The sequence below is a fragment of the Mycobacterium angelicum genome, from assembly GCF_002086155.1.
GTDB lineage: Bacteria > Actinomycetota > Actinomycetes > Mycobacteriales > Mycobacteriaceae > Mycobacterium > Mycobacterium angelicum.
Genome location: NZ_MVHE01000075.1, coordinates 1 through 22206, shown reverse-complemented (window position 1 = coordinate 22206; position 22206 = coordinate 1). Strand labels below are relative to the sequence as shown.

Annotated in this window: 27 protein-coding genes and 1 pseudogene; 17 read left to right on the top strand and 11 right to left on the bottom strand. The window is 65.6% G+C overall.

Annotation, left to right across the window (positions count from 1 at the left end):
- The coding region (locus BST12_RS25325) for a PE family protein (protein ID WP_139801920.1) at window positions 1–1347 on the bottom strand (1347 nt) is incomplete at its 3' end.
- A gap of 447 nt (window positions 1348–1794) precedes the next feature.
- On the opposite strand from BST12_RS25325, the gene BST12_RS25320 reads away from it, so the two are divergent.
- The 4 genes from BST12_RS25320 to BST12_RS25305 all read left to right on the top strand — a co-directional run bounded on the left by BST12_RS25320 (window position 1795) and on the right by BST12_RS25305 (window position 4608).
- The gene (locus BST12_RS25320; RefSeq protein ID WP_083115980.1) at window positions 1795–2172 is read left to right on the top strand and encodes a heme-binding protein; all 378 of its coding nucleotides are present in this window, start codon (window positions 1795–1797) and stop codon (window positions 2170–2172) included.
- A gap of 90 nt (window positions 2173–2262) precedes the next feature.
- Window positions 2263–2781, top strand: a complete 519-nt coding sequence (locus tag BST12_RS25315) for a DUF6328 family protein (protein ID WP_083115985.1) — start codon at window positions 2263–2265, stop codon at window positions 2779–2781.
- A gap of 43 nt (window positions 2782–2824) precedes the next feature.
- The gene (locus BST12_RS25310) at window positions 2825–3880 is read left to right on the top strand and encodes a DNA topoisomerase IB (RefSeq protein WP_083115979.1); all 1056 of its coding nucleotides are present in this window, start codon (window positions 2825–2827) and stop codon (window positions 3878–3880) included.
- Between the two features lie 74 nt (window positions 3881–3954).
- Window positions 3955–4608 carry a PAS and ANTAR domain-containing protein gene (locus BST12_RS25305; protein WP_083115978.1) on the top strand — a complete coding sequence of 218 codons (654 nt, stop codon included), beginning with the start codon at window positions 3955–3957 and terminating at the stop codon, window positions 4606–4608.
- Here the strand turns inward: BST12_RS25305 and BST12_RS25300 are convergent.
- Window positions 4567–5658: a helix-turn-helix transcriptional regulator gene (locus BST12_RS25300; RefSeq protein ID WP_245850580.1), complete on the bottom strand. Its 1092-nt coding sequence runs from the start codon at window positions 5656–5658 to the stop codon at window positions 4567–4569. The two genes, BST12_RS25305 and BST12_RS25300, sit on opposite strands and share 42 nt — an antisense overlap.
- Window positions 5659–5692: 34 nt before the next feature.
- The gene (locus BST12_RS25295) at window positions 5693–6907 is read right to left on the bottom strand and encodes a glycosyltransferase (RefSeq protein WP_083115977.1); all 1215 of its coding nucleotides are present in this window, start codon (window positions 6905–6907) and stop codon (window positions 5693–5695) included.
- 382 nt (window positions 6908–7289) lie between these two features.
- On the opposite strand from BST12_RS25295, the gene BST12_RS25290 reads away from it, so the two are divergent.
- Complete coding sequence (locus BST12_RS25290; RefSeq protein WP_083115976.1) at window positions 7290–8213, top strand: chemotaxis protein CheB; 924 nt, start codon at window positions 7290–7292, stop codon at window positions 8211–8213.
- On the opposite strand, the gene BST12_RS25285 is transcribed toward BST12_RS25290, so the two are convergent.
- Genes BST12_RS25285 through BST12_RS25275 form a run of 3 tightly spaced genes read right to left on the bottom strand, consistent with a single transcriptional unit; the run spans window position 8112 to window position 11816 of the window.
- A complete protein-coding gene (locus BST12_RS25285; protein ID WP_083115975.1) occupies window positions 8112–10001 on the bottom strand; it encodes a CheR family methyltransferase in 1890 nt (629 codons plus the stop codon). The genes BST12_RS25290 and BST12_RS25285 overlap by 102 nt on opposite strands.
- Window positions 10002–10051: 50 nt before the next feature.
- Window positions 10052–10810 (bottom strand): STAS domain-containing protein, encoded by a 759-nt coding sequence (locus BST12_RS25280; RefSeq protein ID WP_211281359.1) that lies wholly within the window; start codon window positions 10808–10810, stop codon window positions 10052–10054.
- Window positions 10803–11816, bottom strand: coding sequence for a chemotaxis protein CheB (locus BST12_RS25275; protein ID WP_372511052.1), 1014 nt, complete (start codon window positions 11814–11816; stop codon window positions 10803–10805). The genes BST12_RS25280 and BST12_RS25275 overlap by 8 nt, the downstream gene beginning before the upstream one ends.
- 193 nt (window positions 11817–12009) lie before the next feature.
- Between BST12_RS25275 and BST12_RS32270 the strand changes: the two are divergent.
- A pseudogene (locus BST12_RS32270) lies at window positions 12010–12622 on the top strand (GDP-mannose 4,6-dehydratase); the annotation flags it as partial.
- A 331-nt stretch (window positions 12623–12953) separates the two neighbouring features.
- On the opposite strand, the gene mbp1 reads toward BST12_RS32270, so the two are convergent.
- A complete protein-coding gene (gene mbp1 / locus BST12_RS25265; RefSeq protein ID WP_083115973.1) occupies window positions 12954–13190 on the bottom strand; it encodes a microaggregate-binding protein 1 in 237 nt (78 codons plus the stop codon).
- Window positions 13191–13386: 196 nt separating this feature from the next.
- Between mbp1 and BST12_RS25260 the strand changes: the two genes are divergently transcribed.
- From BST12_RS25260 to BST12_RS25250, 3 genes are all read left to right on the top strand, one after another.
- Window positions 13387–14163 (top strand): SDR family NAD(P)-dependent oxidoreductase, encoded by a 777-nt coding sequence (locus BST12_RS25260; protein WP_083115972.1) that lies wholly within the window; start codon window positions 13387–13389, stop codon window positions 14161–14163.
- An 87-nt stretch (window positions 14164–14250) separates the two neighbouring features.
- Window positions 14251–14508 (top strand): DUF7218 family protein, encoded by a 258-nt coding sequence (locus BST12_RS25255; protein ID WP_083115982.1) that lies wholly within the window; start codon window positions 14251–14253, stop codon window positions 14506–14508.
- Window positions 14509–14697: 189 nt separating this feature from the next.
- Entirely contained in the window at window positions 14698–14979 is a 282-nt protein-coding gene (locus BST12_RS25250; protein ID WP_083115971.1) for a WGxxGxxG family protein, read from the top strand.
- A gap of 63 nt (window positions 14980–15042) precedes the next feature.
- Here the strand turns inward: BST12_RS25250 and BST12_RS32255 are convergent, their stop codons facing one another.
- Window positions 15043–15204 (bottom strand): hypothetical protein, encoded by a 162-nt coding sequence (locus BST12_RS32255; protein WP_170062198.1) that lies wholly within the window; start codon window positions 15202–15204, stop codon window positions 15043–15045.
- Between the two features lie 72 nt (window positions 15205–15276).
- Window positions 15277–15840, bottom strand: coding sequence for a nucleotidyltransferase family protein (locus tag BST12_RS25245; protein WP_083115970.1), 564 nt, complete (start codon window positions 15838–15840; stop codon window positions 15277–15279).
- Between the two features lie 153 nt (window positions 15841–15993).
- On the opposite strand from BST12_RS25245, the gene BST12_RS25240 reads away from it, so the two are divergent.
- Both BST12_RS25240 and BST12_RS25235 read left to right on the top strand, forming a co-directional pair.
- A complete protein-coding gene (locus tag BST12_RS25240; RefSeq protein WP_083115969.1) occupies window positions 15994–16944 on the top strand; it encodes an acyl-CoA dehydrogenase family protein in 951 nt (316 codons plus the stop codon).
- Window positions 16945–16956: 12 nt separating this feature from the next.
- On the top strand, window positions 16957–17718 hold the full coding sequence (locus BST12_RS25235) for an endonuclease/exonuclease/phosphatase family protein (RefSeq protein ID WP_083115968.1): 762 nt from the start codon (window positions 16957–16959) through the stop codon (window positions 17716–17718).
- A gap of 2 nt (window positions 17719–17720) precedes the next feature.
- Here BST12_RS25235 and BST12_RS32250 read toward each other — a convergent pair whose 3' ends face one another.
- Window positions 17721–17882 (bottom strand): hypothetical protein, encoded by a 162-nt coding sequence (locus BST12_RS32250; protein ID WP_170062197.1) that lies wholly within the window; start codon window positions 17880–17882, stop codon window positions 17721–17723.
- A 25-nt stretch (window positions 17883–17907) separates the two neighbouring features.
- Window positions 17908–18447: a cysteine hydrolase family protein gene (locus tag BST12_RS25230; RefSeq protein WP_083115967.1), complete on the bottom strand. Its 540-nt coding sequence runs from the start codon at window positions 18445–18447 to the stop codon at window positions 17908–17910.
- Window positions 18448–18652: 205 nt separating this feature from the next.
- Between BST12_RS25230 and BST12_RS25225 the strand changes: the two genes are divergently transcribed.
- The 6 genes from BST12_RS25225 to BST12_RS25205 all read left to right on the top strand — a co-directional run.
- On the top strand, window positions 18653–18940 hold the full coding sequence (locus BST12_RS25225) for a hypothetical protein (protein ID WP_083115966.1): 288 nt from the start codon (window positions 18653–18655) through the stop codon (window positions 18938–18940).
- 153 nt (window positions 18941–19093) lie between these two features.
- Window positions 19094–19396: a DUF4193 domain-containing protein gene (locus tag BST12_RS25220; RefSeq protein WP_083115965.1), complete on the top strand. Its 303-nt coding sequence runs from the start codon at window positions 19094–19096 to the stop codon at window positions 19394–19396.
- 38 nt (window positions 19397–19434) lie between these two features.
- Complete coding sequence (locus BST12_RS25215; protein WP_245850576.1) at window positions 19435–20787, top strand: cytochrome P450; 1353 nt, start codon at window positions 19435–19437, stop codon at window positions 20785–20787.
- Window positions 20788–20850: 63 nt separating this feature from the next.
- Entirely contained in the window at window positions 20851–21099 is a 249-nt protein-coding gene (locus tag BST12_RS25210) for a DUF4190 domain-containing protein (RefSeq protein WP_083115964.1), read from the top strand.
- 74 nt (window positions 21100–21173) lie between these two features.
- On the top strand, window positions 21174–21329 hold the full coding sequence (locus BST12_RS31190; protein WP_139801919.1) for a hypothetical protein: 156 nt from the start codon (window positions 21174–21176) through the stop codon (window positions 21327–21329).
- A 192-nt stretch (window positions 21330–21521) separates the two neighbouring features.
- Window positions 21522–22206: Fic family protein (locus BST12_RS25205; protein ID WP_425437419.1), on the top strand; the 685-nt coding region annotated here is incomplete at its 3' end.

Sequence of the window (22206 nt, the reverse complement as noted above, 5' to 3'; positions counted from 1 at the left end):
CGGGTCAGGGCCACCCGCTCCGCCCGACCCGCCCCGGCCGCCGGCACCTCCCCAGCCGGCCAGGTGTCCGCCGGCACCACCGTTGCCGCCCGCCCCGCCGGTGCCGCCGGTTTGCGATCCGCTGACGCCGCCGGTGCCGCCGGCGCCGCCCACACCGCCCAGCCCGAACAAACCCGCGTCACCACCAACGCCACCTGCACCGCCGGTGCCGCCGAACAGTGCCGCAACGGCGGTGTTGCCGGATTTCAGGGAACCGGTGACGCCCGCACCTCCGTGCCCACCCGCTCCTCCGGCGCCGTAGAGCCAGCCGCCGGCGCCGCCCGAGCCGCCGCTGCCCCCAGAGCCTTCGAGCATCCCGCCGTCTCCACCGACCCCTCCGGCGCCTCCCAAGCCGAATAGCCCGGCGGCACCGCCGGCCCCACCCGCCCCGCCGGTGCTGGAGGGTAGGGCGCCCAGGATGACGTTGCCGTTCTCGGCAAAGACCGAACCGCCGCCGTCTCCGCCGGCGCCGCCGGCTCCGGCGTTGCCCAGCAACCAGCCGCCATGGCCGCCGCTGCCGCCGGCGCCACCGACCCCGGAAGCCGCGGCCACGCTGAATCCGCCGCTACCACCGGCGCCGCCGGTCCCGCCGATGCCGATCAGCCCGGCCGCGCCACCGGCTCCGCCGACACCGCCGGCGCCACCGACTCCGGTGCCAACTCCTGCCGGAAGTACCGACGCGCCGTCTCCGCCATGACCGCCGGCCCCACCGTTACCGACCAGCCACCCGCCGCGGCCGCCGGCCCCGCCCGCAGCGCCGGCGCCGTTATTGATGCCGGTCCCGCCGGCGCCGCCGAGCCCACCACTGCCGATCAGCCCCGCGTTACCGCCGGCACCGCCGGCTTGGCCGTCCCCGCCGGCCGCGCCGTTACCTCCATTGCCAATCAACAGTCCGGCATCGCCGCCCTTGCCGCCCGGCTTCGTCGCATTTGCGCCGTCGCCGATCAGGGGGCGCCCAAGCATTGCTTGCATTGGCGCGTTAACCGCACTTTGCAATTGCTGCTCAACAAAGCGCAACGGCGAAACGCTAGCCGCCTCGGCAACGGCATACCCGGCGGCACTTGTCGTCAAAGTTTGCACGAATTGCTGATAGAACGCGGCCGCTCGAGCACTGACGGCTTGATATTCCTCGGCATGCCGGGCGAACAGCGATGCCACCGCTGCCGACACCTCATCTCCGGCGGCCGTCAGCAACCCCACGGTAGGTGCCACGGCCGTGGCGTTGGCGGCGGTCATCGCCATACCGATGCCTGCAAGATTGTTTGCCGTCGCGGCCATCGTCTCCGGACCCGCCACCACATACGACATCCGCTCACCTCACGTCATCATCGAGCAGTCGGCAGTACGAGCCTATCTGCGGCGCATATCGCGCTTGTGTGTTTTCGAGCAGATATACACCGCAGAATCCGGCACGTGTCCACGAGCTGTCCACGCACCGTGCTGAAGGCGACCACCGGCCCCCTGCGCCTAGAGGTAACGGTTTCGTCACGAATCACGATCACGATTCCTTAAGAACGGCCAAGGATCTCTGAGAATCCTCAGCATCCGTGCCCAGGCCTAGTAGTTCGCTTAGCTAATTGTGCCACTCGAGTTTCTCCCGTCACGCATTTAACAGCCGCGCGTGTTCGTTGTCGGCGAACAGCGGCCGCTGCGCCCCGGAGGGCTCTTTCGCCTCCGCTACTTTGGATTTCGGGGGATCGGGAGCCCCCTGGGATTAATTCGCGATCAATTCGCTTATCCGAAGGATCAATCACTATGAAATTCAGCAGTGTCGGCGTGGGCGCCGGTTGTCTGCTCGGGGGACTCGCTATCGGGATCATCGGCGCACCGTCAGCTGCGGCAGCGCCCGACTGCAGCCCGGAAGGCGTCAACGCCACCGTTTCGTCGGTGACCAGCGCGGCCCAGCAGTACCTGGCCACCCACCCGGGTGCCAGCCAGGTGGTCACCGCCGCATACGGCCAGCCGCGGGGGGACGCGGCCGCCAACATTCGCGGCTACTTCACCTCGCACCCGAACGAGTACTACGAGCTGCGCGGGATTCTGGCGCCCATCGGTGACACCGAGCGGCAATGCAATGTGGCGGCCCTGCCGCCGAACCTGGAATCGGCTTACCACGAGTTCATGGCCGGCTGATCCAGCCTCGCAATCCCCAAACGGCCCGGCACAACGACGTGGCGGGCCGTTTGGCATAACGGCGAGGTCATCAATGCGATGATCACGTCCATGGATGTCGACCATCCGGAAAACGACCAGTCGTGGGATCACCGCGAGCGCGGCGGCGAAACCGAAGTCGAGCGCCTCGACCGCAACTGGACCAGCCTGCTGCAGGAGCTGAGGGTCACTCAAACCGGTGTTCAGCTGCTGACCGGTTTCCTGTTGACGCTGCCCTTTCAGCAGCGTTTCAACGTTCTCAACGACGCCATGCGCATGGTGTATCTGGTGACGGTGGGCTGCTCGGTGGGTGCGACGGTGGCGCTGATCGCGCCGGTTGGCATGCACCGGTTGCTGTTTCGCCGGCACCGGCTCGTCGTGCTGGTTTCGGCGGCACACCGCTGCGCATACGCCGGGCTGGTGCTGCTGGGTCTGGCGATGACCGGCGTGACGACCATCATTTTCGATGCGGTGTCCGGCCATATCGCGGGCATCATCGCAGGTGTCTGCGCTCTGGCGTTGTTCACCTTGTTCTGGATGGTGGTCCCGCTGTGGCTGCGCACCCGTAATCTCGAGCTGCCCGAGCCGTAACTCGCGGGTGTGAGCCATTGGCCGCGTGGGTAATTCCGTGGGCATGCGATTGCGGCGCAGCGATCTGAGCAAGCCCGGCCTTTCACGAAAGCGCCGCGGCAAGGGATTTGCCTATTACGGGCCCGATGGTGACCTGCTCACCGATGACCAGACCGTCGGGCAGATCAAGGATCTCGTTATTCCGCCGGCCTGGAAAAAAGTGTGGATCTCGCCGTACCGCAACGGCCACATTCAGGCGGTCGGCACCGATGCCGCCGGACGCCGCCAGTATCTCTATCACCAGGCTTGGCAGCAGGAGCGGGCCGAGGAGAAATTCGACCGGGTGCTGGAGTTGTCCAAGGAGCTGCCGGGGTGGCGGGAGCGGATCGCGAAAGACCTTGCCGGTCGCGGGCTTACCCGCGACCGGGTGCTGGCGCTGGCGCTGCATCTGCTGGATCAGGGCTACTTCCGGGCCGGCGGCGAGCAATACGCCGACGAGAACGAGTCATATGGCCTCTCCACGTTGCTCTGTGAGCACGTGACCGTGCGCCGGAGTGCGGTCGCTTTCGACTTTCCCGCCAAGAGCGGGGTCCGGCGCACGTGGGAGATCGAGGACCCCGCAGTAGCGACGGTGGTCCGCGCGTTATTGCGCCGCACCGAGCGCACCGAGCGACTTCTGGTGTGCCGCACGGATTCTGGGTGGACCGATATCCGCGCCGACGACCTCAATGCCCGGTTCAAGGAACTCGTCGGCGACGAGTACAGCGTGAAAGATCTGCGGACCTGGCACGGCACGGTGCTGGCCGCCGCCGCGTTCGCCGAGGCGGATCCGGCCGTGTCGCAACGGGTGGCCAAACGCGTTGCGGCCGCGGTGATGCGCGAGGTCGCCGAGGAGCTGGGGAACACTCCGGCGGTGGCGCGGGGCTCCTACGTGGATCCGCGCGTGGTAACCGGTTATGAGCGGGGCGTGACGATCGCCGCCGCGGTGCGGCGGGCCGCGCGTGCGCGCCACCCGAATGACGCGCAGGAGACGCTGGAGAAGGCCACCCGGTTGTTGATTCGGCGAATAGCCAAGGGCGACAGGGCTTCTGGCGTAGCAGGACTGGCCAAATCGGCGTGATTTCGTTTTCCGGCTGACTATCCGCAATGCGAACAAACGGCGCGCCCAGCCCCTAGCCGGAATACATTTGAATCGTGCGCGATGGATCGGCGCGACGGGGGAATCGGTGGCCGCAGGTAGGCAGCTTCCGCTACGTCGCAAGTGACGACCACTGGGAGTGGTCGGACGAGGTCGCGCAGATGCACGGCTACGAGCCCGGCCGTGTGGTGCCGACCACCGACCTGCTCCGTGCGCACCAGCACCCCGATGAAAAGCCCGTGGTGACCCAACTCGTCGAATGGGTGCGCCGGCATGGGGCGGCGTGCGGCAACCGGTGCCGCATCGTCGATACCGGCGGCAGCGTGCACCTGGTGATCGTGGTGGGCAACCCCTGGTACGACGAGGCCGGCAAGTTCGGCGGTACGGCCGGGTTCTATGTCGACATCACCGAACAAGCCGAGGTCGATCTGCAGATGCGGATGACCGACGCGATCGAAGCGGTCAATGCGCGTCGAGCGGTGATCAACCAGGCCATGGGGGTCTTGATGCTGCGGTACGGCCTCAACGCCGACTCCGCCTTCGAACTGCTGGCCAAGTTGTCTCAGAAATCGAACATCAAGGTCCGGGTGCTGGCCGAACGCATTGTGGACCACGCCGCCGGACGCGAAGCGCTGTGCGTCGACGCCACCGATGCGGTCAACCGGCTGCTACACACTGCGCAGGGTGTCGGTGTGCAGGCCAGTAGCTAACTCGTGATGCTTGAGCGTGGTGTGCGGGCTTTCGCCGTAGGTCTGGCGATAGAGCACGGCGAACCGGCCGGTGTGGGCGAAGCCCCAGCGCTGGGCGATCTCGCCGACGCTGGTTGAGGTTCGGTGACCGGACAGTAGATCCTGGTGGGCCCGGTGTAGCCGGACCCGGCGCAGGTATTCGGTCGGTGTGGTGTCGAGCTGCTGCCGAAAAAGGTACTGCACCGCCCGGGGCGTCAGGTGAACCTCGGCGGCGACCTCCTTGACACCGATGTCGCCGCCGGCGTTGCGATGGATGAACGACAATGCGGTGCGGACCGCCTTGGGCACCAACGGATCGCTCAGCCGGTCCTGCCCGGAGGTCAGGTTGGACGGGAAGCACTCCAGCACCGCGGCGGCCAGCAGTTGTCCCGCCGCGGCGACGATGCGCGGGTGTTTGGCGGTCTCGGGCGACGAGAAACTATTGGTCACATAGTCAAGCGCAGCGCGCCACGCGCGTACCGCCGCATCGGAGCGCGGCCGGGAACTGAGGAACTGAATCTGTTGCGGCACCGGCGTATGTCCAGCGGCGGCGACCTTGCGCAGCAGGCCCGGCTCGATGCACACGACATGGAAGCTCGCGCTATTGACCTGCAGCAGGCGTTCGATGCCGCCCGCGGCCAACACCGGAGCGTCCGCGGCAACCACGGGATCACCGGTGATCGTCAGCGACCCCACCCGCGGTTGAATGACCAACACCGAATCGGTAGTTCGAATATCGCAATCGAATCGGCCCTGGATCACCACCTCGTCGATGGTGATCACATCGGCTGCGCAGCGCCGGTGCGTAACGGCCGAACCCCGCATCAGCCTGCCGGTGCGCCAACCCGGGCGGTACGCCGCGGCGAAGAATCGCTGGGCGGCATCGGGGTCAGCGGTGTGGAACTGCTCGTGGCGCAATGCGTCCTGGGCGAGTGCCGTGGACTGCTGGTTAGAGCCGTGGCGGGCGGTCCGGACCGGGCCCCGCACCCCGGGGCCCAACGCGGCAGCGGTGTCGCCGATAACAGTTGCCATGGTCAATCGCGATCGTAGTGGGCCTGGCCGAAGGTTACCCCGCGTTGGCCACCACTCGCGATTGGCGTAGCGAATTCACCCGGTCGTAGATGTGCAGCGTGTCCAGCGCAATGCGGCCCCAGCCAAATCGCGACTCTGCCCGCAACCGGCCGGTGGCGCCCATCCCCTCGCACCTAAAACGTTGTTCCTGAAGGGTTTTCAGTGCACCGGCCAGGTCGGCGGGATGAGCGGCGGGCACCAGCAGCCCGGTGACCGGGTGCACCACGGTGTCGGCCAAAGCTCCGACGGACACCGCCACTACGGCCACGCCACTTGCCATGGCTTGCAGTGCCGTCGTCGCACGTGGCGACTGCCATGGAGTGCACGCCACCACATCGGCGGACCGCAGCACCGACGACAGCTCATCAGCCGTAACGGTGCCCATGAACCAGACCCGGTCGCTCACCCCCAGCTGCGCGGCCAGCTCCTTGAGTTCGCCTCTTTGCTCACTCCAGTCGGTGTCCTGGGCGGTTTCGGGCACGGTGGTTTCGGCGACGACCAGCTCGGCCCCGCTGAGCCTGGGCAGCACTCGGATGATCTGGTCGAACCCGTTGCAGGGCAGCGGGTTCGGCGCGGCGCAGACGATTCGATGCATGTCGGTGCGCGCCAGTGCCGGGCCCACAGGCGTATAGCGCTCGACGTCGACACCGGTCGACAAGATGGACAGTCTGCCCCGGCCGCGACGCAGTCTGGCCAGTGCATCGAGTTCGTCGCTGCTGCCGCCGGTCGCCCAGGTGGCATTGCGGGCCAGTAGTGGCTCTAATCGCAGCTGCTCGGGGCAGGGGCGGACGCCTGGGGAGTCGTGCATGGTGGGCGTGGTCGCCGCAAGGCCGTGAAAGGTCTGTACAGTCGGCAGATCCTGCTGCCGAGCGGCCAGTTGAGCGGCCATACCGCCCAGCCACCCGAATGCATGCACGATGTCGGGCGGATCCGACGACCACAGGCTCGCCAGCTCGGCGGCCCAGTCGCCCACGTAAGGCAGTACCTGCGGCGGCGACAGTGCCTCAGCCGGCCCGGCGCACACCGCCACCATGCGGTAGCCCGTTTCGGTGGCCACGTCGGCGGTGCGCCGATTAGACCGGCGCAGGTAGGCGGTCACGTCGTGTCCGTGCCCAGCCAGCGCGCCACAGAGCTGGCCACAGCCGTCATTGTCGATATCGGCACGGTCCCTGGCGCTGACGTCGTCGCCGCTGACTATCGCGATTTTCACTTCGGCTCCTCTGCTGAGACCCCCGAATCCTTCCGCGCACAGCCGGACCCCGTGCTGATTCGGTTACCCGGGCCGCCGCGACGGTGAAACGCCGCACGGACAGTACTTCGTTTATCGGATAGTTTTCGCGGACATGATGGCCTCAGTGGTCAGCACGGGCGCGGGTTTGTTCGGGGCGAAATAGTTAGCGCGATATCGTCTGCGATATCGCAATTCAAAAGGCACTCATGGTTGAGAGCGGCGCTCCCGGGCAATAGTGCCCTTCAAAATGAGATATCGCAGGTGATATCGCGATTCGAGATGCGTCCAACGAGCTCTAGCTAAGCTATCTATAGCTAACGAGGGGCTAGGGTCCGGCCGTCGATGGGTGGACACTTGGTGGATGGCCAGCGGCGTGCAGCGGACGGCCGTCGAGGTGGTGGCACTACTCGCGTCGGCGGGCGGATTGGAAGCCCTGTCGATTGTGCTGCGTGATCTGCCGCCGGATTTACCAGCGGCCATTGTCGTGCAGCAACACCTCGGAGGCCAGCACAGCGTCTTGCCCGAGATTCTGGCCAGGCGCACTGGGCACCTGGTCGGCTGGGCGATCGACGGGCAGCGGGTCCGGCCGGGACAGGTCGTCGTATGCCCGCCGGGCATGCAGCTGGAGCTGACGCCGGTGGGCTGCTATCGCCTGCACGAGCTCGAAACGCCTTTTCACCAGAGTTTCGATGACTTGCTGGAGTCGCTGGCCAGGTCGTATGGACCACGTGCGGTGGCCGTGGTGCTTTCTGGCACTGGCCGGGACGGCGCCCTTGGTACCGCCGCGATGAAGCGGGCCGGCGCGCTCGTCATCGCGCAGAGCCCGGAATCTGCGGCGTATCCCTCGATGCCGGCGACGGCCGCCGAGGCCGGCGCCGCCCTGGTGTTACCGGTTAAGCAGATCGGCCGGATCCTAGTTCAAATCGTGTTGGGCGACCCGATGGCCACCATGACCGCTATGGGCAGCGACAAACCCAACCCGCCGAACGACATCCTCGCCGGAGCCGCCGCCCGTGCACAGGCCGCTCGGTTGCGGGCGGCCGAGCTGCGAGTCAGGCGAGAGGAACTCGCCGCGGGATTCGGCGCCACCGCGCAGACGGTTGCGACCGCCCAGCGCCGGGCCGAAGAATCGTTGCGGCGAGCCCAGCTCGCCTACCAGGCAGCGGCCGAGCACGCCGCGCGGCTATCCGGGCTCGCTGCCGGTTGCTGGAATCGTGGCCGGGGTTTGTCCGTCGCCCACGACCTCCATGAGCAGCAGCGCTCCACCGACGCCGTCGGTGGCTGAGCGGAACGACGAGCAGGTGATCCGGACTTGAGCCGGGCGGCCACGCCGGTTGACCGCATCCACCGTCGCCTCACCGGAACTGTCCGGATCCACGAAGGCGTTACCGATCAACGGGCGCACGGTCTCCAGCGGCAGACCGATATCCAGCGCCGTCAGCGGCGATCCCGTTGTCTCATCGGCGCGCAGCCCCCATAGTTCCTCGCAGCCACGGTTCCACACCACCACCCGCATCTCGCGGTCCACCACGACCATGCCCAGCTGCACCGAATTGATCAGCGAGTCCAGGAAGTTCTTCGCGTCATCCAGCTCGAGGCTGCGTTCGCGCAACGTGTCGTTGATGGTGTGCAGTTCGTCGTTGGTGGACTGCAGCTCCTCGTTCATCGTTTCGAGTTCTTCGTTGGTGGACTGCAGTTCCTCGTTGGTGGTCTCGAGTTCCTCGACCGTGGACTGCAGCTCTTCGTTGGTGGTCTCGAGTTCCTCGTTGGTGGACTGCAGTTCTTCGTAGGCCGCCTCGAGCTGGCGGTTGGTTTGCACGACCTTGTCCAGTAGCGCGCGCGTCGCGGTGACGTCGAAGAACACTATCGATACGCCGAGCAGGCCGTTCTCGGCGTCGACGAGCGGATTGACGTGTATCTCGAACCACACCGTTTCGGTGCCCGGCCGTTGCCATTTGACATCCTGAATCCGCGCCGACCGCCGCTCCACCTTGGCCTGCTCCAGGTAGGCGCGCAATTCCACGGGGCGATAGGACACCTCGAGATCGCGCAGCAGCCGTCCGATGTCGCGTGCCGAAAGACCGAACAGGCTCTCGGCCTGTTGGTTGATCATTGCGACGGTATCCTCCCCGGTGACCACGATCTGCGCCACCGGGCTGGCGCGAAAAGCCAACTCCCGCACTGTGGTTAGACCCGGCAGCTCGCCGTGGCGGTCGTAGAACGCCGCGGCCGGGTCGTAGCGTTCGGTGCCTGCATGGGAGCCGGCGGCCTTGCGGAAAATGCGGTTCTTCAGGTTCAGCGGAGTGAACCGGTCGCTATGGCTCAATAACATCTCGGCGTGCCCGAGGAACAGCGTTCCCTGCGGGGCTAACGCAAAATGCAAGCGGCCCAGTACATTTCGCTGCGTCTCGGCGTTGAGATACATCAGCGTGTTGCGGCACACCAGTAGGTCGACCCGGGAGATCGGCGCGTCCTTGACCAGGTCGTTGCGCCCGAAGATGACCGCGCGCCGCAGATCCTTGTGAAATATGTAGCGGCCGTTGACTTGTTCGAAGTAGCGGACCAACATCTCGGCGGGCACGGATTCGACGGCCCTGGCATCGTATGAGGCGGTGCGCGCCTCGGTGAGTGCCTCCTCGTCGATGTCGGTGGCGTAGATCTTGACCCGTTGCCGAAACGAGTCGGGACCGAGTGCCTCGGCCAGGAGCATGGCCAACGTGTAGGCCTCCTGGCCCGAAGCGCATCCCGCGCTCCACACCCGGATCGGGTCGTTGGGGCCCCGCTCGGCCAGCATCCGCGGAATTACGTCGCTGCTGACGAACTCCCATGCCTCGGGGTCGCGAAAGAACGCGGTGACATTGATCAGGATGGTGTTGAACAGGGCCGCGAATTCGTCCGAGCTGGCCTGTAAGACATCGAGATACTCCTCGAACGACGGGTACCCGGCGTGGTCCATTCGGTGGCGTACCCGGCGCATCAGCGAGGTCCGCTTGTAGCCGGTGAAGTCGAAGCCGCGGGAATCCCGCATGTAGCGCAACAGCGCCTCGAAGGACTCGTCGGTCGGGTTGCTCATCCAGCTGCCATTCGCTCGTATTGCCGAGATTCGAACACTACTAGCGAACGTTAGAGCCGATTTTCGGGACCGACCAGTGCCCACACCGTCTTGCCCGACAGGGTCGGCGCGCTGCCCCATGAGCGGCAGAGGGCGGAAACGATTGCCAGGCCGGACAGTATGTCGGCGCCCCGATCCGCGTCCTCGCGTAGGGTCGCCGGTCGCGGGTTGCAGTCTTCCACCGCGATGGTGATCTCGTCCTGATAGTTCTCCACCACCAGCACCGGCGCGCTACATGTGTGTGCGAGGACATTTTCAATGAATACCGTTGCCACCGTGCCGGCGGCGGGAATCAGGTGCTGCTGATCCCATCTGGTGAGCCAATCGGCGATCACAGCGCGGGCCAATCTGACGCCGAATCTGGTGGCCGGAAGGTCGATACGCGCCCGGCGCCGAAGCGCTAACGGCGTATTGGCGACGGCCTGCAGTGCCGACTCTCGAGTGGGATGCACCGGCACATAGCGGGTTATGCCACAGGAGGCGATGGTGCGGCGGCGCTTGACATCGCCCGAAACCAGCAGGATCGGCACGTCTGGCCAGATGCTGACGTGCCAGCGGGCGCTGGTGAAGACCGACCAGGCCGAGTCCGACGGCACCGATAGGCGGTTCACGTCCACGATGACCGCGCGCGGTTCGTCAAGGGCGGCCTTGATCACCGTGTCGCGCAAGCTGCGGTACGTCGAGCTGTCCAGCACACCATCGGCAGTCAGGGTCGACACCTGGTGGTGACGTTCGACGTCGACTCGGATGGTAGGGGCGGGGTCAACCAACTGCACCACCCCGACGGGGTCCACTGGCCGCCAGTCGTTCGCTGAGTACGCTCAACGCGCGTTCGGTTTCCTCGGCCAACGCGGTGTAGCGCTGAAAAAGCATGCCGGGGCCGGTTTTTTCGGCCAGTTGGCGCGATAGCCTGGCCTTCTCCTGCAGGCTGCGCAGGGCCACCCAGAGCGCGCCTTCTACTTCGCTGTCGCGTGCTGCGAGCAGGGCATCGGCGGTCCAGGCATGCCCGACGCGGCAGCGGAAGTTGCGTTCACCGACCACCACCAGCGACCCGTTGCAATCCGGGCAGGTATACCCCGACGCCGGACCCAATTGCTGAGCATCGAAGTCGGTGGAGAAGCGAGTTGTCATGGCGATTCGATTCTCCAATTCCATCGCGTCGTCTGGCTCCACCTCCAGCTCCCCTACTTCTCGATGTGATAGTTCCTTGAGGACGGCCCCTACGTCGGCCGCCGCGGCCATGCGGTGCAGTACACCTGCATTCTGGGCGTTAATCGGCATGGCGGCGAACAGGGCGTCCTCGGGTGTCTGACCGATCGCATACCCGCCGCGGGCCCGGATCGCCGCCAGCCCCAATACCCCGTCGTCGAGCACACCGGAGAGCAACACCCCAATCGCGCGCGGGCCGAACGACAGCGCCACCGAACGAAACAAGGCGTTGATGGCCGGTCGGTGCCCGTTCTCGGTCGGTCCCTGCGACAGCACAACACGATGGTCGGCGACCAGCAGATGGCGATCTGGAGTGGCGACGTAGATGTGTCCCGGTTCCAGCGGTGCGCCGCTTTCGGCGGTGACCGCGGGCAGCGGTCCGTTGCGGTCGATGATGCGCGCCAGGACACTGGGTGCACTCGGCGGCAGGTGCAAGGCCACCAGGTACGCGTAAGGCAGACCCGGCGATAGTCCCGCAGCCAGATTCGACACCGCTTCGACGCCACCGGCCGAAGCGCCGATGGCTACCACTCCGTGAAGGTCGTGCCCGTTGGCCGAATGCACCATCATTTCGCCATACCCTCTTCCAGGCTAGGTAACCGCCACGCCGCTGGATAGGGCCATTCGTCCACAGATGTACAAATAAGCGCAAAATGATCGTTTAGCGAATCACCTATAGGGTATTTGGCTCGCCATGCCGACCCCGGATCCCGCTGCCAGCGCGGTGAAAAACGCAGTGAAAAATGTGTTGGTTTGGCACGTGCACGGGTCCTGGACACAAGCGTTGGTTGCCGGCCGGCACCGCTATCTGATTCCGGTGGCCGCTGACCATGGCGCCGACGGTCTGGGCCTGGCCGGGCGGTCGTGGCCCAATGCGCGGGAGGTGGCGCTCGAGGACCTGCGGCACTGCGACATCGACGTGGTGGTGCTGCAGCGTCCCCGCGAGGCCGCGCTGTTGGGACCGGTTTGCGGGTCGCCGGGCGGGAGCGGATCTTCCCGCGGTGTACGTCGAGCACAACGCGCCGCGCCCGCATGCCGAGCGCAGCCGCCATCCGCTGGCCGACCGCGGTGACATTGCGCTCGTGCATGTCACCGAATTCAACCGGCTCATGTGGGACAACGGGATTGCGCCGACGCGGGTGATCGAACATGGCGTGGCCGATCCCGGACACAGATACACTGGCGAAGTTTTGCGGAGCGCCACCATGACCACGGCGCTGGAGATCGCCCGCCGTGGCGGCGGCCGCGTGATACTGGCGTCCACCAGCGAGGTCTACGGCGATCCCGAGCAGCATCCGCAGCCCGAAAGCTATTGGGGCAACGTGAATCCCGTGCGGACGCGCAGCGTGTACGACGAAGCCAAGCGCTACGCGGGTGGCCCCCGTACCCGCCGCGGCGGTCTACCGTTAGTCATCGACAAGAAGCCGCCTGCCGTCGATGTCCCTTACGTCCCTTCCGATCTGGCTGATGCGAGCGCAATCGAAGCCGCCGTCACCGCGCTGCGGGGCGCGCTGCAGCGCGGCATCGCCACGAGGCGCCGGCGGCCGTCGTGCTGGATGCCCGCAACCTCCTCGATGCGGCGGTGGTGGGCGCCGGCGGGCACACCTATCTGGGAAACGGTGTGGTGAGCGGGTTTTGACAAGCCTGCGGCCCCGGCGCAGGGGCCGGGGCCGCAGTAGGGGAGGTCAACGATTATTGGTTGGACTATTGGTTGGACTTCTGCCGCTCTTCGGCGGCTTCGGCGCCGCCGCGCGCTGATTCGGCTTGCGCCTCTTTCTTGGCGGCATCACGCTGAGCATCCGCCTTGTCCTGCTGCGCATCGCCCTCATTGACCAGGTCGTCGCTGCCGGTGACGGTCCCCAGAGCTTCCTTGGCCTTACCTTTGACGCCCTCAACGACGCCTTTTGCGCCTTCTGCGGGACCACTCTTGTCGTCGCTCATCACTTTTTCCGTTCGTTGTCGGTTTGTCCTTCGCGGATGTGTGTTCCCGGTTGGCGCGGCATAAAACGACCGCGAATCCGAAGTGCGTCTCAATCGGCCAATATGCGAAGACATCTCGTTGTCCCGAGCGGAGAACGTTTGACGTGCGCCCGACGGGGTAGGACCCGCGCCGCGGGTTAACAGTAAGGACAGCTAAATGACAGGCAGCTTTGCGTTGATCACCGGTGCCAGCTGTGGCGTGGGTTTCGCCTTGGCCGAACAGTTCGCCAGACGCGGCTATGACCTTGTCGTCGCCGACGGTTACGACGAAATACATACCGCCGCAGCCGCCCTCAGTGTCTTCGGCACCGACGTTCAAGCCGTGCAGGTCGACTTGTGTTGTGCCGACAACGCGTATCTATTGCACCGGCGTGTAATGGCTGCGCATCGGCCCGTCAGTGCAGCGGCCCTGACCGCATCGGTGAGCGACTCGTTATGCCTGGACGGCAGCCTCGATTGTGCGCTGGACGTGGTGGATGCCAGCGTGCGCGGAACCATGCTGCTGGCCCGGCTGCAGGCCGGTCAGATGGCGCTGTGTGGCGGCGGCGGGGTGATCTTGACGGCGTCGCCGGGTGCGCCGATGCCGGGGCTGGATGCGGCGGTGTACTCGGCCAGCGCAGCTTTCCTGCAGGCATTCGCCGCGACACTGCAGGACGAAGTGCGGGACTCGGGGGTGAGGATCACCGCGCTGATGCCCCGAGCAGACGATGCGGCCAGCTTCACCGACTTGCTGATCGCGTTGGTCCGGCGCGCAGCCGACAGTGAGCCGGCCAACATCGCCCGCCAAGCATTCGAGGCGCTCACGTGCAGCGACAGGCAGGGGCTGGCGGCCTGGGCGACGGACGCGGTGACCGCTCTGGCCGGGCGATTGATCTCTGATCGCGTGAAAGGACCGGTCCGGCAGATCATTTCGCCGACCGGCGAAGCCGTGTGATGTCTCGGCGCCGGGTTTGCTGGTTTGGTGCTGGTCAAACCGGGCATTCTGGCTGCGGCATTGCATCACGGATAGGAGGTGGCCACCGTGCCGAATTCATCGATCAAGAACGAAAAGCTATACAAAGACTTACGGAAGAAGGGCGACTCCAAGGAGAAGGCCGCGCGAATCTCCAACGCCGCCGCCGGTCAGGGGAAGTCCAACGTCGGACGCAAGGGCGGCAAGTCCGGTTCCTATGAGGACTGGACCGTGCCGCAACTGAAGAAGCGCGCCAAAGAACTCGGCATGTCCGGCTATTCGAGCCTGACGAAAGGCAAACTGGTCGCCAAGCTGCGCAATCACTGAGGTACAGCGGCGGACTGGAAACGCAAGTGTCCGAATATGTTTCCGCGGCCGCAGCCGGGGTAAGCCTAGTGCGCGGCGGTACGGGCCGATGCCCTGAACTCGCGTCTCGCTTGCGAGGGACTAGAGCACACTGGTCCTTTCCCGATCGGTCATTGCTCTTTTAGTGACCGCAAAAACATTGGAGGAACAATGCGTAGGACCATCGCAGTCATTTCGGCCACCGGCGCGCTGCTATTCGGCGGAGCCGGCATTGCCAATGCTACGACCGAGGCGCCGACTCCGGCTGCCACGACGACTACGCTGGCCGACAACGGCACGAACAATAACAACAACGACGACAACACCGGACTGTGGGGACTTGCCGGTCTGCTCGGCCTGCTAGGCCTCGCGGGCTTGAAGCGCCGCGGCGACGTACGCCCGGGCGCCGCGACAATTCCCAACGCAACCAACACCCGGGGTGGCTCTATCTAACGCAGCCCACACGGGAGCCCCGCAGCGCTTTTGCGCTGCGGGGCTTTACATTTCGATTGTCACTCAGTCCGGAGGTTCCTGCTCGGACCCCTCGGTGCGGGCTTGCTGTTGGCGCTCGGCCACGTTTCCGGGCACGTTTTGCTCCCGGCGTTCTTCGACGACGCCGTCCTGAAGTTCGTCGACGACGTTCTTGAGTTCTTCGTCCCGGCTGGGATGGGATTCCATAGTGCAGTGCAGTACCCGGCCGCGCGACGTTCTATGCACGGGCTTTAGCGGCTTTAGCAGCTTTGGCAGCTTTTAATGGCGCAGCCCGAGCCGGTCGGCCAACACCAGGAATGCGACCGCGAAATCGTTGTCCGCGGTATCGGCCGAAATTCGGTCCCAGTCCAGTTGTTCCCGGACCGCGCGGGCCGCGGGAAGCAATTTGGCGAAGTCGCAATAGTGCTCGGTGAGCGCTCGAAGCTTCTGAATGAACACTGTGGTCGGCGGCAGTACCGGCATCGAAATCGCTTGCACCACACGATCTTCGGCGCAGTCGAGGTCGGCGGGCTCGACGATCACTCCATTGACCCGGTGCAGCACGTCGACCACCGTGTCGCCGTTGTGCGCCTTGAACAGCCAATCTTCTGGCGGACGTTCGATCCGGAATCCCGTCTTTTCCAGTGTGGCCACCGCGGCCGGCACGTCGGACTCAGCGACCACGAAATCCACATCGTGGTTGGGTTCGGGTGCGCCATAAGCCCACAGCGCGTAGCTACCCGCCAACGCGAACCGCGGTCCGTGCTCTTTGAATGCCGACGCAGCGGTGCGCAGCGCTTCGCGCAGCTGTGTACAGCGTGCGTCGCCTGGCATGGAAGTCATGGTTGCTAGGGCATACCCAGCCTCAACTGACGGCAACCTGACGGGCCAAAGAGCAACAGGCAACCGTTTAGTGCACGCCGAAATTGGCAATTAACAACCCATGTCAACCGCAGTGTCGCTTTCCCACGACCAGGTTGCCGTAATGGAGTCAGCATGACGGCCGGATTGGTCCAGCACTGGCTGGAAACAGGCCGGCTGGACTTACCACTGCCCGCTTCGGGATGCACCGGAAAGCGTTTGCAACAACTGGCCGAGCTGGCCCATGAGGACATTTCGGCGGCCCGCATTGCCGAAGCACATGTCGATGCCGTCGCAATCCTCAACGAATTGGGCGGCAAACCACCAGGATCCGAGCAACTTTGGGGCGTCTGGTCCGCCGAATCCCCGGACGTCGTGCTCACGGCTACCCACTTGACCGGCGACGCGTTCACCCTCACCGGCACGAAGGTGTGGTGTTCGGGAGCCGGATTCTGCAGCCATGCGCTGGTCAGTGCGTTTATCGGCGACCATCGCGACGAGCGGGGCCTGTTCGCGCTGACCGTCACCGACCCTGGCATCAAACCGCTGCCGAGCACCTGGTGGAACCCCGGCATGGCGGGCAGCGACACCCGGCCGGTGCAATTCACCAACGCGCTCGCGGTCCTGGTCGGCGACCCCGGCGACTACACGAGCCGGCCCGGCTTCTGGCACGGCGGGATCGGCGTCGCCGCGTGCTGGCTCGGAGGCGCACGCCGCGTCGCCGATCCGCTGTATCGGTGCGCGGGTAGCGAATCGGCTGATGCGTACGCGCTCGCGCATCTGGGGGCCGTTGACGCGGCACTGGCGGCCGGCGAGGCGATGCTGGTGCGCGCGGCGGACCACATCGATTCCGATCCGTTCGATCGGACCGGTACCGCTCAGTTGCTGGCCCGTCGGGTGCGCGCCGTGGTGGAGAACGCGGTCGACGAGGCCATTACCCGCACCGGCCGGGCACTGGGGCCGGGCCCGTTGACCGAAGACGGCCGGCACGCCCAACGGGTGGCCGACCTGAGCATTTACATCCGGCAAAGCCACGCCGAGCGGGATTTGGCCGAGCTGGGCCGGCTGGCCGGACGGCGCAATTGAGGCTGGATAGCCATGCGGGTGGCGACCTTCAACATCCTGCACGGCCGCACCGTCGGCAACGGAGTGGACCTGCAGCGGCTACGCGACGCCGTGCGACTGCTCGATCCCGACGTGCTGGCTCTGCAGGAGGTGGACTGCGACCAGCCGCGGTCGGGTGGGGCGGATCTCACCGCGGCGGCCGCCGAGGCCATGGGCGCCGTCGAGCACCGGTTCGTCGCTGCGATATCCGGCACTCCCGGGGCGACCTGGATGGCCGCCACCGGCAGTGAGCAGCCCGGTACCGCGGGCTACGGGATCGCGTTGCTGTCGCGCTTCCCGGCGTCCAGTTGGCAGGTGGTGCGGCTACCCCGGATCCCCATGCGGTTCCCGATGTATCTGCCCGGGCCCAACAAGGTGATGGTCGTCGACGAGGAGCCGCGGGCGGCGGTCATCGCGCGGTTGCAGACGCCGCTGGGCCCGATGACGGTCGCCAATACCCATCTGTCGTTTGTGCCGGGCTGGAACCGGCGGCAGCTGCGCCGTCTGGTGCACGCCCTGCGCGGGCTTCCCGCCCCGCGGCTGCTCACCGGTGACCTGAACCTCACGCCCCTTGCCGTGCGCCGCTGGTCGGGGATGCGTGCGCTGGCCACCGCGACGACGTTTCCCGCGCCCGCCCCCGACCGTCAGCTCGACCACATCCTGACCGACGACCGGGACCTGCGCGCGGGTGCCACGACGGCCGAGCTGATGCCGATCTCGGATCACCGGCCGCTCGTCGTCGACCTGCACCGCTGAAATCAGCCGTCCTGGCTGCGCGCCTCGGCCCCGGTTTCTCCGGCGTCGAAGTCGTCGTCGGCCGAGGTGCGTCCGACGTACTCTTCACGGCCCTCGCGCGACTTGGACTCGTGCCGCTCGGATTGCACGTCGGACTCCGCCTTCTCGGACTTGCTTTCGGTCATCGGGCACCTTTCGTGTGGGCGGGTCTCAGCGCAGGCACTGCGCGGCCGGCAGCAGCTCGGCTTTCATGTTGCGTTCCATCATCTTCAGCGCGGCCGCTCCCAGCTCCTCGTCGATGTACGCGACCGCGTCGGGCGGGACCACGACGTCGTAGTGGCGCAGGTAGCCGTCCAGTGCGCTGTAGAGGATGCATTGCTCGGTGACCTGTCCGGTCAGCACGATGCGTTTGGTCTTGAGGCGATCCAGCAGGTAGTCCAGCGCCGTCGAGTAGAAGACGCTGTGGCGAACCTTGGTGATGATCCGGCAGCCCGGTTGGGGTACCAGGGGCTCGACCAACTCGGGATGTTCACCGTCCAGCGCCGCCGAAATGATGGCGTGATGGTCGGCGGTGAAGTCACCGCGGTTGTCGTTGACGTAGATGAGGTCGACGTCGTCGCGGGCGTCGGCATCTTTGATCAGGGCGACCAGCGGATCGATGATGGCGGACACGCTGTTGGCCAGCTGTTCGGCGTCGGGATGGTCATAGTCGTTGAACATGTCGATGACCAGCAGCGCGGTGTCACTCACCGCCCTCTAGTACCCCCACCGGTTGCGGGTTATTCATTGCGGTGACGCCCGGGTTTAAGGCGGCCGGCTATCGGGTAGGTGCCAGGCAATGTGACTGGGGAGTCACGCCAAAATAACTGATAGCAGAAATAATGTCTGTGGGATACAGTGGCTGCATGCGCCGACGCCGTCGGCCCGCATCCTGATCGTCTCGCTGGGAGTGACCATGCATTACACCGCACATGGCGTAGCCGCCGGCGAGTCCGACCAAAGTGGCGTCAGCATCCCCGGTTTGATTGCCGCGGGCGTCTGGGCGATCGGTCTGGTCGTGGGACTGATAGCGCTGGGTACCGGCCATGCCGCCGTGGCCGCTGTTTCGTTGGCGCTGGCCGTCATGTCGCCGTGGTTCGGGCTGGGGTGGGTATCGCACAGCCGCCGCCGGGTCGCCCACGAGACGGTTCCCGTCGGTTCATTTTCGAGCAGCTGGCACGGGCTGCGATTCACCGCGCGCTGAACGCGTCGAATTAGCCGCATCGGCACCTGGCGCAAGCGTGCTCAGCGTGTGTGGAATTTCTCCGTGTTGATAGGTGTGGCCTGCGTCTTAACGGGGTACTGACTGACCCACGGGTTGACCACTGACCCGGTGAGTCAGCAGGAAGGATCCACCATGTCGACCGTTAGCGATTACGACGCACGCCGCGTGTCCGACGCCGACCAAGGGGACAAGTCGGTCATGCGTGAGCTTTCGCCCAACTTGCCCAAGCTGACCACCGCAGTCATCGACGATGATCCCAATGACGCCCCATTCTTCGACCTGCCGGGTGCCGACCTGTCCGGTGAAGAACTGACGGTTGCCGTCATACCCCAGCGCTCGGACGAGTTCACCTGCTCGTGCTGCTACTTGGTGCAGCATCGCAGCCGGTTGCGCAGCTCCAGCGGTGGGCGCATGATCTGCGCCGACTGCGTCTAGGGCGGATCTGCGCGGAAGCTGCAGTACCGTCACTTGTTGTGACGCTTCCCGATTCGCGGCGTCCGCCCGGTTTACCGGCTCCGCACGGGTTTCGCGCGGCCTTCGCGGCAGCGTACGCGGTGGCCTACCTGGTGGGTGGCGAGCGCCGGATGCTGCGGTTGATCCGTCGCTACGGGCCGATCATGACAATGCCCATTCTGAGCCTGGGGGATGTTGCGATCGTCTCCGACCCGGTTTTGGTCAAGGAGGTTTTCACCGCTCCGGCCGATGTTCTGCTCGGTGGGGAAGGAGTGGGACCGGCGGCGGCGATCTATGGATCCGGGTCGATGTTCGTGCAGGAGGAGCCGGAACATCTGCGGCGGCGCAAGCTGCTGACGCCCCCACTGCACGGCGCGGCGTTGAGCGGTTATGTGCCGATCATCGAGGAGTCCACGCGTGCGGCGATGCGCACCTGGCCGGTTGACCGGCCCTTCGAGATGCTGGCGGCCGCGCGCTCGCTGATGCTCGACGTCATCGTCAAGGTCATCTTCGGCGTCGACGACCCGGATGAGGTGCGGCGCTTGGGCCGGCCCTTCGAACGGCTGTTAAACCTCGGTGTCTCAGAGCAATTGACGGTTCGGTACGCCCTGCGCAGGTTGGGCACGTTGCGGGTGTGGCCGCAGCGCGCCCGGGCCAACGCCGAGATCGACGACGTCGTGATGCCGTTGATCGCGCAGCGGCGCAGCGATCCGGGGTTGTCCGGGCAACGCGACATCCTGGCGCTGCTGATGTGTGCGCGCGGTGACGACGGAAAAGGTCTGTCCGACAGCGAGATTCGCGATGATCTGATCACCTTGATGCTGGCGGGTCACGAAACCACCGCGACCACGCTGGCGTGGGTGTTCGACCTGCTGCTGCACCATCCCGACGCCCTGCAGCGGGTGCGTGAGGAGGCCGTGAATGGCGCAGAAGCCTTCACCACGGCGGTGATAGACGAGACGCTGCGGGTTCGGCCACCCGCGCCGTTCACGGCACGGGTGGCCGCCAAACCCTGTGTCATCGGGGGTTATCGCATCGAGGCCGGCACGCGCATCGTCGTCCATATCATCGCCATCAACCGCAACGCCGATATCTACCAGCACCCCAACGAATTCCGCCCCGAGCGATTCCTCGGTGCCCGGCCGCAGACCTACGCGTGGGTGCCGTTCGGTGGTGGGGTGAAACGCTGCCTGGGTGCCGCGTTCTCGATGCGAGAACTGATTACGGTGCTGCACGTGTTGTTGCGCGAGGGCGAATTCAGCGCTGTCGACGAAGCGCCCGAGCGGATCGTTCGACGCTCCATCATGCTGGCGCCGCGGCGCGGCACCAGGGTGCGCTTCCGTCTTCGGCAGCGGCTCCAAGAATCCTTTTAGAACCTTCCAAGCCGCGGCCGGGAACCTCTTTGACGACCGTCCACGACGAAGGGGAGTAGGCCGATGACCACCACTTATCAGACCGGGCCCGTTGGGCGCGCCGTTGCGGCAGACTCGGCCCACGTCTACGCCAGGGCAGCGCTGGCCTTCGGCATCGTCGGGGCCGTGTGGTTGAGCGTGATCCTCGGCATCACCGCGCTGGTCCAGATGGACTCCCAGGAAAAGGGCCGTGGACTGGCGATCGCCGGCCTGGCGGTGTCCGGTGTTTGGATCGCCCTGTTCTTCGCGCTGACTCGCTGGCACCTGGGGTAAAAGCGGTTGGGCGCGGCTGGACCGGGTACCCGATGTCGACCAGCTATTAGACAGCCTTCAACAGAGGGGGCGCCATGATTATCTTGGGCATCATCCTGTTAGTGATCGGGTATTTCACCAGCCTGAGCATCCTGTACACAATCGGCGGCATCCTGATCATCGTCGGTGTGATCCTGTGGATCCTGGGAGCCGTCGGCCGGCCGGTGGCCGGGCGCAGAGTGTGGTTCTAGGTGTGAGCCGTTCGCCGAGATTGCCGTGAGGGTCGCGATCGGTGGACCAGCCACGACCATGGCGGCAATCTCGGCGAACTCAGACCAATTCCTCCGCAGCGGCGAGCACCGTAAACCCGACGACGTGACGCAAGTGGGCTATCAAAGGCCGTTGCACCCACTTCGCTATCTAAGTGGGTCTAACCTGGTGGCATGGACCCACATAACGGCACAGCGGTCAAGTACGAGACTCTGGCCTGGGATATTCCATCTGCCGCAGCGTATGTGCGCGCTGCGCAACGACAACGCGGCGATTACCAAGCGGCGATTAGTGCCAACATTGCAGACCTAACTATCGCCCTGCCGTCCCAGACGCTTGCTGACGCCGAGGACGCAAGCCGGGAAGTGGCGCGATTCGACGCCGAACTAGGCGGTGAGATCGCGCCATTTTCGTCCGTCTTGTTGCGTACTGAGTCAGCAGCCAGTTCCAACATCGAAAACATAACGGCATCAGTGCGCGCCATCGCTGAGGCCGAGCTGCCGGGAGGCCGAACGAGCGCTAACGCCAAGATCATCGTCGCTAACAGTGCAGCGATGCTTGCGGCGGTCAACCTCGCGGACAATATCGACGACGACGCTGTCCTGGCGATGCATGGGGCGCTGATGCACGACATTGACCCCAAATCCGCCGGCCAATGGCGCGCAGAGCAAGTTTGGATCGGTGGGGGCGCACATGGTCCGCGCGGTGCGATGTTCGTGCCGCCGCACCACAGTCGCGTCGTGGCAGCCATCGACGACTTGCTTCGCTTTGCGCAGCGCGACGACATCCCTGCGCTACCGCAGGGTTGCGTCCAGCAGAGTGGTGTACGAGTCGGACCTGATCAGCGGTACCGGCGTG

Excerpts from the sequence above, each read along its gene's own strand:
- BST12_RS25220 (WP_083115965.1), top strand. The coding sequence starts at position 19,094 with ATGTCGACCGTTAGCGATTACGACGCACGCCGCGTGTCCGACGCCGAC.
- BST12_RS32255 (WP_170062198.1), bottom strand. The coding sequence starts at position 15,204 with ATGGAATCCCATCCCAGCCGGGACGAAGAACTCAAGAACGTCGTCGAC.
- BST12_RS25310 (WP_083115979.1), top strand. The coding sequence starts at position 2,825 with ATGCGATTGCGGCGCAGCGATCTGAGCAAGCCCGGCCTTTCACGAAAG.
- BST12_RS25250 (WP_083115971.1), top strand. The coding sequence starts at position 14,698 with ATGCGTAGGACCATCGCAGTCATTTCGGCCACCGGCGCGCTGCTATTC.
- BST12_RS25315 (WP_083115985.1), top strand. The coding sequence starts at position 2,263 with ATGGATGTCGACCATCCGGAAAACGACCAGTCGTGGGATCACCGCGAG.
- BST12_RS25300 (WP_245850580.1), bottom strand. The coding sequence starts at position 5,658 with ATGGCAACTGTTATCGGCGACACCGCTGCCGCGTTGGGCCCCGGGGTG.
- BST12_RS25210 (WP_083115964.1), top strand. The coding sequence starts at position 20,851 with ATGACCACCACTTATCAGACCGGGCCCGTTGGGCGCGCCGTTGCGGCA.
- BST12_RS25240 (WP_083115969.1), top strand. The coding sequence starts at position 15,994 with ATGACGGCCGGATTGGTCCAGCACTGGCTGGAAACAGGCCGGCTGGAC.
- BST12_RS25285 (WP_083115975.1), bottom strand. The coding sequence starts at position 10,001 with ATGAGCAACCCGACCGACGAGTCCTTCGAGGCGCTGTTGCGCTACATG.
- mbp1 (WP_083115973.1), bottom strand. The coding sequence starts at position 13,190 with ATGAGCGACGACAAGAGTGGTCCCGCAGAAGGCGCAAAAGGCGTCGTT.
- BST12_RS25245 (WP_083115970.1), bottom strand. The coding sequence starts at position 15,840 with ATGACTTCCATGCCAGGCGACGCACGCTGTACACAGCTGCGCGAAGCG.
- BST12_RS31190 (WP_139801919.1), top strand. The coding sequence starts at position 21,174 with ATGATTATCTTGGGCATCATCCTGTTAGTGATCGGGTATTTCACCAGC.
- BST12_RS25320 (WP_083115980.1), top strand. The coding sequence starts at position 1,795 with ATGAAATTCAGCAGTGTCGGCGTGGGCGCCGGTTGTCTGCTCGGGGGA.
- BST12_RS25275 (WP_372511052.1), bottom strand. The coding sequence starts at position 11,816 with ATGGTGCATTCGGCCAACGGGCACGACCTTCACGGAGTGGTAGCCATC.
- BST12_RS25290 (WP_083115976.1), top strand. The coding sequence starts at position 7,290 with ATGGCCAGCGGCGTGCAGCGGACGGCCGTCGAGGTGGTGGCACTACTC.
- BST12_RS25225 (WP_083115966.1), top strand. The coding sequence starts at position 18,653 with ATGCATTACACCGCACATGGCGTAGCCGCCGGCGAGTCCGACCAAAGT.
- BST12_RS32250 (WP_170062197.1), bottom strand. The coding sequence starts at position 17,882 with ATGACCGAAAGCAAGTCCGAGAAGGCGGAGTCCGACGTGCAATCCGAG.
- BST12_RS25235 (WP_083115968.1), top strand. The coding sequence starts at position 16,957 with ATGCGGGTGGCGACCTTCAACATCCTGCACGGCCGCACCGTCGGCAAC.
- BST12_RS25260 (WP_083115972.1), top strand. The coding sequence starts at position 13,387 with ATGACAGGCAGCTTTGCGTTGATCACCGGTGCCAGCTGTGGCGTGGGT.